We start from the raw sequence: 10,701 nt of genomic DNA, 5'->3' as shown, positions 1-10,701 counted from the left end.
GGACACTAGACCGTGAGCGAGGTCGTAGGGTAAGCGGTCTTCCCGCTCGTGCCGACCAACACGTGCGATCCATGTCACACCCAGAACCACGTTCAGAACCACGTCCAGACTTGAATCCAAGCCGGCCCAATGCGTTTCGATCACGGGGGGCCAGGGGCATCGCATGACGGCACCCCTGGTGATCGTCTGTGTTCGTGGTGGCGGAGGGCCCCGAGAAACTCCGGAGAGACCGTGCCCTCCCGCATCGAGGACTATGCGCTGATCGGCGACACACATTCGGCCGCGCTGGTCTCCAGGGACGGTTCGATCGACTGGTTGTGCCTGCCCCGCTTCGACTCGCCCGCGTGTTTCGCCGCCCTGCTCGGTGACGAGAACTCCGGCCGCTGGAGGATCGCGCCGGTCGATCCGGTACTCGCGGTGAGCAGACGCTATCGCGGCGACACCCTCGTCCTCGAAACCGACATGACCACGACGAGCGGGACCGTCCGGATCGTCGACGCGATGTACCCACGCTCCGGCGAGCACCTCGTGCTGCGGCTCGTCGAGGGCATCGAGGGCACGGTCCGGATGCGCAGCGAGACCCGCATCCGCTTCGACTACGGCTCGATCGTCCCGTGGGTGCGCCGTTTCGACGACCACACGGTGGTCGCGGTCGCCGGCCCCGACGCGGTCACCCTGCGCACGACCGCGCCGATGGAGGGCCACGACATGGCCACCTACTCGCAGTTCACGGTCTCCGCCGGGCAGTCCGTGCCGTTCTCCCTGACCTGGTGCCCCTCGCACCGTCCGACCCACGCCCACATCGACGTCCGCCGGGCGATCGACCTGACCGAGTCGTGGTGGGCGGACTGGATGGCCGGCTGCACCTATGACGGCCAGTGGCAGGACGCCGTCCGCCGGTCCCTGATCACCCTCAAGGCGCTGACGTACGCGCCGACCGGCGGCATCGTCGCGGCGGTCACGACCTCCCTTCCGGAGATGATCGGCGGGGTCCGCAACTGGGACTACCGCTACTGCTGGCTGCGGGACGCCACCATCACCCTGCTCGCCCTGCTCGACGCCGGGTTCACCAGCGAGGCCACGGCCTGGCGGGAGTGGCTGCTGCGGGCGGTGGCGGGCGACCCCTCACAGGTCCAGATCATGTACGGCGTCGGCGGCGAGCGCCGGCTGCCCGAGTACGAGGTACCGTGGCTGCCCGGCTACGAGGGCTCCGCTCCCGTCCGGGTCGGCAACGGCGCCGTCGACCAGTTCCAACTGGACGTCTACGGCGAGGTGCTCGACGCGCTGCACGTCGCCCGGGTAGCCACCGACGTCGACGGCCAGGACGACTCGTGGGCGCTGCAGAGCAAGCTGATGGAGTTCCTGGAGACCGGGTGGCGCAAGCCCGACGAGGGCATCTGGGAGGTCCGCGGGCCGCGCCGGGACTTCGTCCACTCCAAGGTGATGGCCTGGGTCGCGGTGGACAGGGCCGTCAAGGGCATCACCGAGTGGGGGCTGCCCGGCCCGCTGGACCGCTGGACGGCGCTGCGAACCGAGATCCACAACGAGGTCTGCGCCCGCGGTTTCGACCCCGCCCGCAACACCTTCACCCAGTTCTACGGCTCCACCGAACTGGACGCGGCCCTGCTGAACATCCCGCTCGTCGGCTTCCTGCCCGCGACGGATCCGCGCGCGGTCGGCACGGTCGCCGCCGTCGAACGCGAACTCGTCCAGGACGGGTTCGTACTGCGCTACCCGACCGCGCAGGACGGCGCGGTCGACGGCCTGCCCGCCGGTGAGGGCGCCTTCCTCGCCTGCACCTTCTGGCTCGCCGACAACTACGCCCTGTCGGGACGGGTCCGCGAGGCCCAGGAACTGTTCGAACGACTGCTCGCACTGCGTAACGACGTGGGGCTGCTGGCGGAGGAGTACGACCCCGCTCTTGGCCGGCTGGTCGGTAACTTCCCGCAGGCGTTCAGCCACGTCCCGCTGGTCAACACCGCCCGGACGCTGACCGACGCCCTGCGCGGCAGGCCGCGCTCGCGCACCGACCGGGCCTATCCGCCAGGCCACTTCTTCGGCTGATTCGCCGGCCGGCTCCCCGATCGTCCGCCGGCCCTCCCCGCCGGCCGCCCCCGCTGTCCGCCCGCTTCGTCCTCTTCGTCCGCCTGCTTCCTCCGCCTGCTTCGTCCGCCCGTCATCCGTGCCGGGACAGCCGAAGCGGCGGGGAACGACGAGGGAGGAAAGAAAAGCAAACGATCATCTTTTGCGCCGCACGCCCGGCAGCCCCGTAACATTGCCGGCGGACGGGTACGCGACCATAGTTCTTCCTGCGCTCCCTGCGCGCACGGAAACCCATGGCATCCAAGAAACCAGGAGCGGGCGCGTGGCGGGTCGGGTTGCGGTGATCGGCGGCGGCATTCTCGGGCTCGCGGTGGCCCGGCGGATCCAGCAGGTCGATCCCGCCGCCACGGTGACGCTCTTCGAGAAGGAGCATGACGTCGCCCGCCACCAGAGCGGGCACAACAGCGGAGTCGTCCACGCCGGGCTGTACTACCAACCGGGATCCCTGAAGGCGACCCTGTGCCGACGAGGCGTGGTGCTACTCAAAGAGTACTGCGCCACGCACGGCATCCGCTACGACGAGTGCGGCAAGGTCGTGGTCGCGGTCGACCACAGCGAGCTGGGCAGGCTCACCGACATCGCGCGCCGGGCACAGGCCAACGGCGTCCCGGACACCACCATGCTGGACGGGCACGACCTGCGCCGCTACGAACCGCACGCCCGCGGGGTGGCCGCGCTGCACTCCCCCACGACCGCGATCGTCGACTACCGGGCGGTGGCCCGCCGGCTGCGTGACAGCGTCCAGGACACCGGCGGCACGGTGCGTACTGGCAGCGAGGTCGTCGCCGTCGAGGAGCGTCCCGACGGCGTCCACCTGGGCCTGCGGGTTCGGGGGAACATCCGGGTGCCGCCCAACGGCACGCACGCGACCGCGTCCCGGGCCGGTGGCACGGTCGCGGCCGTGTCCACGGTGGCCGGGCCGTTCGACCTGCTCGTCGCCTGCGCCGGCCTGCAGTCCGACCAGGTCGCCGCGCTCACCGACGAGGATCCCTCGCCACAGATCGTCCCGTTCCGCGGCGACTACTGGCTGCTGCGACCGGAGCGCCGCGGCCTCGTGCGCGGGCTGATCTACCCGGTGCCGGATCCGCGATACCCGTTCCTCGGCATCCATCTGACCAGAAGGGTGGACGGGAACGTGCTGGTCGGCCCGAACGCGGTCCTCGCGACCGCCCGCGAGGGCTACACCGGGCTGACCGTGCGGGGCTCCGAACTGCGTCAGACGCTCGCCTGGCCGGGCTTCCGGACGATGGCGCGCCGGCACTGGCGGACCGGGGCCCGGGAGATCCTGCGCACGGCGAGCCGGCACGCGTTCATCGCCGAGGCCCGCCGGTACGTCCCACAGCTACAGGCCGCCGACGTGGTCCGGGGGCCCTCCGGTGTCCGGGCGCAGGCGGTCGCGCGCGACGGCGCCCTGGTGGACGACTTCGTGCTGTCGATACGCGGGAAGATCGTGCACGTGCGGAACGCGCCGTCACCGGCGGCCACCGCTTCCCTGGCCATCGCCGAGCACATAGTGGACAGGATCGTGGCCGAACCGGCCGCGTGAGCGCACCGGCGCCGCCCGCGCCGGGGCACCTCACTCACGATCAGCTGTCTCTCCCGCCGGGGCCGCCGGGCCCGCCACGGCCTTCCCTCGGCCTGACGGGCAGAAACCGGGCCAGCAGCGCGCCGGTGACGGTGAACAGCCCGCTCAGCAGTGTGATCCACAGACCCGGCCCCAGCTCGACCGAGAGGTCCAGCTCGATGCCGCCCAACTGGTCGACGCGCAGCAGCCGAATCATGTCGATCACAGCGACCAGAATGATCGTCAGGCCGATTGCGGCGGTGAGTATCCACCGCCAGCCATTTCGGTCACGGCCGGTGAGCATCCCGCCGAGAACGACCGCCAGGACACCGAGCAGCGCTGTCGTCCCGCCGTAGTACCGGCCGGCCTCGGTCCCCCGCAGCGGGAGCTCCATGATGTCGAAGGCGGTGATGGTCGCCCAGGTCATGACCGAACCGACGATGGCCGTGGCACCGGCGACGAGCACGAGCAGGCCCCCGAGCAGCCCCACCAGCCGCTCCCCGGCATGTGCGGGGTCACCTGCCGTGGTGCCCGTACCGCCCGTGTAGCCCGCCGGCCCCCCACCCGTCTCCCCCGGACGGGCGCCGACCGGAGCGCCCCACAGGAAGCCCGGCTCGGCGCCGCCGTCCGGTGGCCCGGCTTTACCCGGGCCGTTCGCGGCGTTACCCGCGGCGGGGTGCGCCCACGACAGGGACCCGGCCACTGGTGTCCCGGCCACCGGCGTCCGGTCCGCGGTAACCGGGCGGCCGGGCCCATCGTGGATCAGCCGTCAGCGCGTGCGCCGCACGTCGTTCGGCACGCCACCGGCGCAGCCGCTCCAACTCGCCGTCCGTGCCGTCCATATCGTCTACTATGCCCGCTTTATCCGTTTTGACCGTGTTACCTGCGTTGTCCGCGTTGCCCCGGCCGTCTCCACCGATCGGCTGGGGCCGCGGGCCAGCGCCGTCGGCTGGGCCGCTCACCCGGCCCTTGGACGGATCCGTGCCGGCCTCCGCATGGGCCCGGTCCTCCCCGTCCTGCCCGCCCGGTCTCCAGAGCTGCTCCTCCGACCGCCAGATCTGCTCCTCCGGCTCCTGGACCGCCCCCATCGGCTCCCGGAGCCGGGATCCAGCCGGTGGCCCAGCCCCCGCGAGGGCCCCAGGCACGGAAAGAGGATCGGCGCGCTGCCCTCGGCTCCGTACCAGCCCGGAGATCCGGGCCTCCGGCAACGCGAGAAAAGCATCATCGCGCTGCCTTCGGCCAGACACCGACCCGAAGATCCGGGCCTCCGGCAACGCGAGAAAAGCATCATCGCGCTGCCTTCGGCCAGGGGAGCCCGCGTCCGCCACAGGCTCGACCGCCGAGCGCGCCCGCGGGCTCGGTTCCTGCTCGGACACGTCTTCCTCCCGTTTCTGTCCGACCGACGGTCACCCGGCTCCAACTGGCCGGGGACCTGACCCTGCAGGCCGACCGGATCCGGCACCCGGGATTCGGCGCGCGTGGCGCCGGCCGGCACCTGCCCGGCTCGTGACGTCTTGTCCTCCGTCGCTCCTGGTCGTATCACGCGGTCGGACGGCGCGCGCGGTCACTTCCGCCCTCCTGGGACACAATCACGCCCGGTGGAAGCCAGTTCCACCGGGCACGGTTTCCGCGGGGGTTCCCACGGGCACAGCCGATCACGCTGACGCTTCGGTTCGGCCGGTCGGTCGGCCAGGCCGAACCCGGCGCGGTCATCCGCCATGACGGCCACGCCGCAGCAGCCAACCGCCGACAAGCGCGAGCAACCCGGCCACCAGGGTCAGGACCAGTCCCGACGCGGGAGCGACGCTGATCTGGTCGGCGGCGAGGGTCCGGAAGGACGACAGCGAGGCCGGCCCGGCGACCAGATCCATGACGGCGAACACGGCGACTCCCGCTCCCAGCAGCGTCGCCACCGCGGCCTCCGTGCCGCCCGGGCGGCGGCCGGACACATGCGCCGCACCGATCACCAGCAGAACAACCGCCACCATCAGGGTGATTCTTCCATCACCAACCGTCAGACCAGTGAACGTACGAGTCTCCTCGCCATCACTGATCGTGCTCCAGGGCAGGGTGGCGGCAATCCCGCCGAGGCCGCCGGCGACGGTCAGGAGCACACCGGCGAACCGGCCACCGACGCCGGGTTCCGCACCGACGCCGGGTTCCGGCTCCACGGGCGAACGCGGACGCGAGCCGCGCGGACCCGCGCCGTTCCCGGATCGCGCGGCTTTCACGGGCCGCGCGGCCTGCGAAGGCTGGGAAGGCTGCGCCTCTTCGGACGGCTGATCGTCCAGCGTGCCCCCACGCGGTACACCGCTGCCAGGCGGGCGGCCGGCGGGCGGCCCTTCCTCAGGCAGGTCGCCGCCGGGGCGGCCGGCGGCAGGTTCGGCGGACCCGGGCGACGGAGACCGCCCCGAGGAAGTGTCACGCGGTGTGACGCGCAGCGGGGAAAGCACGACCGTGGAGTCAGAATCGGAACGGGAGCCGGTGCCGCCGGTCTCCGGCCGAGATTCGCGCCGCCCTGGTGGTGCCTGGCGGCTGAAATACCCGGTCGTGCCCGCGGTGGCGGCGGTCGGGTAGCTCGACCGCGGTTCGTCGCCGGGCCGTGCCGTCGTCCCGGTCGACCCGGTGGCTTCGCTCCCCGCCGCGGCCGCCTGGCCGGTCAGTGACCGCCGACGAATCCGCGACGTCTGCTCCCATGGCGCCGGGTCGTCCCCCGGCAACGGCACCGGAACGTCCGGCGTGGGAGACGCCGGAGCCAGACCACCGTGGTTTCCATGCTGGCTGCGCTGACTGTCGGTGTTGTCACGCCCGGGTGGCTGCTCCGGCGTGTCCGGCTGCGCGGGCCGCGGCTGCCACGGACGGTCATCCGTCACCGCCGGCCGGGCGGCACCCCGGTCTTCGGGCAGGGGCCCGCGTGGCTGCGCCTGCGCCTGCCCCGGACCCGCCTGCCCCGGACCCGCCTGCGCCCGCGACGGTGCCGGGGTGGGAAGCGCCGCACCCGCAACCGGCGGTTGCGACGGCCCGGCGGGTGGCTGCGAGGATGCGGCCGTCGGCTGCGGGGCCCTGGCTGGAGGCTGCGGCGACCCGGCAGACGGCTGCGACAACCCGGCTGGGGCATGCGACGACGCGGCCGACTGCCGTGAGGACCTGGCTGGAGGCTTCGACGACCCCGCCGAAGACTGTGACGACCCGGCAGACGGCTGCGGGGACGCTGGCGGCGGCTGCGGGGGCCTGGCCGATGACTGCGACAACCCGGCCGACGGCGGGGCAGAAGCGGCCGACGACTGCGCCGGCCCGACTGGCGGTTGCGAGGACCTGCCAGAAGGCTGCGGCGACACGGCCGACGGCTGTGCGGACGCGGCTGGCGACTGTGGGGCCACGGCTGGCGACTGCGGCCGTGCGGCCAGTGGCTGTGACCGGGCGGGCGTGGAGCGGGCAGCCGGCCGTGCCTCGGGCGAACTCTCCGACGACTGCGGGACTGGCCGTTCGGGGCCTGGCCGCTCAGATCCCGAACGCTGCGGAGCCGGCCGGCCGCCGGCCGGTGGGGGAACCGGCGGTGTCACGGGTGGCGCAGCGTCACCCGGCCTGCTCCCGCCGGGCGGATCTCCGGTCGGCCGGGCACGGTCCGCGGCAGTCGGCCGGGAACGCGGCGGCTGAGCGTTCGACGGCTGAGCGTTCGACGGCTGCGTGGGCCGGGGTTGGACGGGCCTCGGCTGCGCCCGGCGAAGCTCCACCCGGCGGGGCTCCGCGGACGGTGATAGGCGGCGTTCCACCCGCGAAGGCTCGGCCCGCGAGGGCGGGACGCGCGGCGGCTCGACCGGACGAGGATCACCTGATCGAGAACCCGACGGCGCTCCGGCCGCTGGAGCTGGCGAGGCACGCGGCGGCTCGACCGGACGAGGGTCGCCCTGCGCTGGCTGTGCCCGCCCCGACTCCGATTCACGCGACGGTGACGGTTGCGCCACCGGAGGTTTCGGCGTGTCCGTTCCGCGAGGACCGGCGACGGGCTGCCCGCCAGCGGCGGTCCCACCGATGACGCGGCTGTCAGTGGGCCGTGTGGCCGGTCGTGCGGCCGGCCCCTGCCAGGACTGCGCCCCGGGACGTCGACCGCCCGGATCGGCTCCCCGGCCTGCCGTCCCTGTGGGACCGGCCGCCGTCCCGGACGACGATGACGCCGCTGGATGCTCGCCCGGTGCCACGCCCGAGCCGCGATCCACCGCCGACCGGGCGACCGGCGGCCGCCCCCCGGACGGTCGTGCAGCGCCAGCAGCGCCAGCAGCGCCAGCAGCGCCAGCAGCGCCAGCAGCGCCAGCAGCGCCAGCAGCGCCAGCAGCGCCAGCAGCGCCAGCAGCGCCAGCAGCGCCAGCAGCGCCAGCAGCGCCAGCAGCGCCAGCAGCGCCAGCAGCGAAGCGTGGCGGTTGCACCGGGTGATGTCCGGATGCCTGTCGCGCGTCCGGCCCGGCCGTGCTGCTCCCGGCGGAAGTGCTGCTCCCGGCGGAAGAGGCCGCGGCGGCACCCGCCGCGGAAGGAGCGGACGTCTGCGGCCGCTCGGGCGGATCCGATGGACGTCCGACGTCCTTCTTCCCGCTGTCGGCGTTCCCGCTGTCGGCGTTCGCGCCCTCCCCGCTGGACGGCCTCGACGGGCCCGACGGGCCCGACGGGCCCGTGACCGGACCGGATCTGGCGCTACCAGTGCTCTGGTCGGTTCGGCCAGACCGCTGCGGCGGTTGATCGGTCATTGCGCACGCTCCCGGGTCACGTGGGCCAAGTCAGGCCCAGCGTAATCCGGAGCATGCGTCGTTCCAGTAGTCGTTCTGCAACGTATCGTAAACGGCATTACCGTACGTTCGCCTGACTGGTCACATACGCACGCGGGGCCTGCGGATACCCGTGCGTGGACCCGGCCCTCAACTCCACCGAAATCCTCATCGAGGACGACCCTACGACCCACCGCCGTCGCATACCGTTCCAGCCGGTCCGCGACAGTCGTGACACGACCGATCCGGAAAACCACGGTCGATCACAGTTATCTCAAAACGGCCATGGCATCCGGTCTACGCGCCCATTACGGCAGACGACACGAAAACCAGCGCTGCAAATACCGCAAAGCACGCCGACATCCGGCCCTCACGAACTCGACACCCACCCGTAACTCCCACCGCCACGGTGGCCGATTTGGCATGCCGACGGACCTCGCATCGCACGGAAGCAACGCTCGGGCGCCACGGACGGAACAGGATCCCAACCACCCTCGTCAACCACCACCAGATGATCGACAGGCCCACCACGGCAGTCAGCCCGCTACACCCCCGAGCCCCGCCAACGCCGATCACCGCGAGGCAGCCCGCCTGGCAGACCGCTCCGAAGGATGTGAATCCACCGCTGCCGGAACAGCACCGGATCCACATCCTTCCCCACGCCCAATGATCGGCAAGCCCACCACAGCGACCAATCAACCACGTCAGGGGCCCCCAAATTGTGACAAAGTCACAATTTGGGGTCAGACCTCTTCCCCGATGCGGTGTACCCGGATGGTGTTGGTCATCCCGGCCACGCCGGGCGGGGTACCGGCCACGACGACCACCAGTTCGCCTGGCTTACAGCGCTCCAGTTGCAGCAACGCGCTGTCGACCTGTCGCACCATCTCGTCGGTGCTGTGCGCGAACGGGACCAGGAAGGTCTCGACGCCCCACAGCAGTGCGAGCTGGCTGCGGACGGCGGGCACCGGGGTGAAGGCCAGCAGCGGGATGGGGCTGCGGTATCGGGCGAGCCGGCGGGCGGTGTCCCCGCTCTGGCTGAACGCCACCAGGTAGCGGGCGCCCATGGCGCTGCCGACGTTGGCGGCGGCCTCCGCCAGCGCGCCACCGACGGTACGCGGACGGGTACGCAACGGTGGGAGTCGGCCCAGGTCCGTTTCGGCCGTCTCGATGATCCGGGCCATCGTGGCCACGGCTTCGACGGGGTATTCACCGACGCTGGTCTCGGCCGACAGCATGATCGCGTCGGCGCCGTCGAGAACCGCGTTGGCGCAGTCGCTGGCCTCGGCCCGGGTGGGCCGGGGCGCGTGCACCATCGACTCCAGCACCTGGGTGGCCACGATCACCGGCTTCGCGCGCTCGCGTGCCCAGGACACGCCGCGCTTCTGTACCAGTGGCACCACCTGCAACGGCAGTTCCACCCCCAGGTCACCCCGGGCGATCATAAGACCGTCGAACGCCTCGACGATCTCTTCGAGCTGGTCGACGGCCTGCGGCTTCTCGATCTTGGCCAGGACGGGCAGGCGCACCCCGACCTCGTCCATCACCGCCCGGACCTTCTCGACGTCGGCGGCCGAGCGGACGAAGGACAGAGCGATCATGTCGGCGGGCAGTCCGAGCCCGAAACGCAGGTCCTCGGCGTCCTTGTCGGTCAGGGCGGGCACGCCAAGGGCCGCGCCCGGGATGTTCATCCCCTTGTGGTTGCTGACCGGGCCACCGACGATGACCGTGGTGTGGACGTCGGAGCCGGTGACATCGACGACCTCGAGCACCAGCCGGCCGTCGTCGACGAGGATCCGGTCGCCCGCGGTGACGTCGGAGGTCAGCCCGGAGAAGGTCGTCCCGACCCGGTGCTGGTCACCGAGTATGTCGTCGGTCGTGATCGTGAACCGATCGCCGGGGGCCAGGGTGACCGGGCCGGAGGCGAACTTGCCGAGCCTGATCTTGGGGCCCTGCAGGTCGATGAGGATGCCGACACTACGCCCGACCGCGTCGGAGGCGGCCCGGATCTGCAGGTAGGTCTGCGCATGCTGTTCATGGGACCCATGGGAGAGGTTGAGACGGGCGATGTCCATGCCGGCCTCGACCAGCTCCCGAATCCTCTCGGGCGAGCTGGTGGCCGGACCAAGTGTGCATACAATTTTCGCGCGGCGAGACACGAGACAAGCCTAGGAAATGACTCCGGTGGTCTGGACACCGCCCCCACTATCCGCTGGCCGACACCCGGAAAGTTTTCCAACCGCGGGAAAAAGGCCCTATTCCGTTTACCTAGTGTCC

The 10,701-nt window shown here is 71.7% G+C and carries 7 protein-coding genes; 2 read left to right on the top strand and 5 right to left on the bottom strand.

Translation table 11 applies throughout. The features are described from left to right. Positions 1–231: 231 nt before the first annotated feature. Positions 232–2,064, top strand: coding sequence for a glycoside hydrolase family 15 protein (locus CM1CMNOD_RS07950; RefSeq protein WP_013873159.1), 1,833 nt, complete (start codon positions 232–234; stop codon positions 2,062–2,064). 301 nt (positions 2,065–2,365) lie between these two features. Then, the gene (gene lhgO / locus CM1CMNOD_RS07945; protein WP_013873158.1) at positions 2,366–3,649 is read left to right on the top strand and encodes an L-2-hydroxyglutarate oxidase; all 1,284 of its coding nucleotides are present in this window, start codon (positions 2,366–2,368) and stop codon (positions 3,647–3,649) included. 40 nt (positions 3,650–3,689) lie between these two features. Here lhgO and CM1CMNOD_RS07940 read toward each other — a convergent pair whose 3' ends face one another. The 5 genes from CM1CMNOD_RS07940 to pyk form a co-directional block, all read right to left on the bottom strand. Further along, the gene (locus CM1CMNOD_RS07940; protein ID WP_131773925.1) at positions 3,690–4,385 is read right to left on the bottom strand and encodes a hypothetical protein; all 696 of its coding nucleotides are present in this window, start codon (positions 4,383–4,385) and stop codon (positions 3,690–3,692) included. Continuing rightward, positions 4,330–4,755, bottom strand: coding sequence for a hypothetical protein (locus CM1CMNOD_RS07935; protein WP_043603280.1), 426 nt, complete (start codon positions 4,753–4,755; stop codon positions 4,330–4,332). The genes CM1CMNOD_RS07940 and CM1CMNOD_RS07935 overlap by 56 nt, the downstream gene beginning before the upstream one ends. A gap of 621 nt (positions 4,756–5,376) precedes the next feature. Continuing rightward, the gene (locus tag CM1CMNOD_RS07930; RefSeq protein ID WP_013873155.1) at positions 5,377–5,838 is read right to left on the bottom strand and encodes a hypothetical protein; all 462 of its coding nucleotides are present in this window, start codon (positions 5,836–5,838) and stop codon (positions 5,377–5,379) included. 1,388 nt (positions 5,839–7,226) lie between these two features. Further along, on the bottom strand, positions 7,227–8,183 hold the full coding sequence (locus tag CM1CMNOD_RS21615; protein ID WP_165490456.1) for a hypothetical protein: 957 nt from the start codon (positions 8,181–8,183) through the stop codon (positions 7,227–7,229). 984 nt (positions 8,184–9,167) lie between these two features. Next, on the bottom strand, positions 9,168–10,583 hold the full coding sequence (gene pyk / locus CM1CMNOD_RS07915) for a pyruvate kinase (RefSeq protein ID WP_013873153.1): 1,416 nt from the start codon (positions 10,581–10,583) through the stop codon (positions 9,168–9,170). Between the last annotated feature and the right edge of the window lie 118 nt (positions 10,584–10,701).

This window comes from Protofrankia symbiont of Coriaria myrtifolia, assembly GCF_900634755.1.
Taxonomy (GTDB): domain Bacteria; phylum Actinomycetota; class Actinomycetes; order Frankiales; family Frankiaceae; genus Protofrankia; species Protofrankia coriariae.
This window is presented reverse-complemented; position numbering and strand designations above follow the sequence as displayed.

Excerpts from the sequence above, each read along its gene's own strand:
- CM1CMNOD_RS07935 (WP_043603280.1), bottom strand. The coding sequence starts at position 4,755 with ATGGGGGCGGTCCAGGAGCCGGAGGAGCAGATCTGGCGGTCGGAGGAG.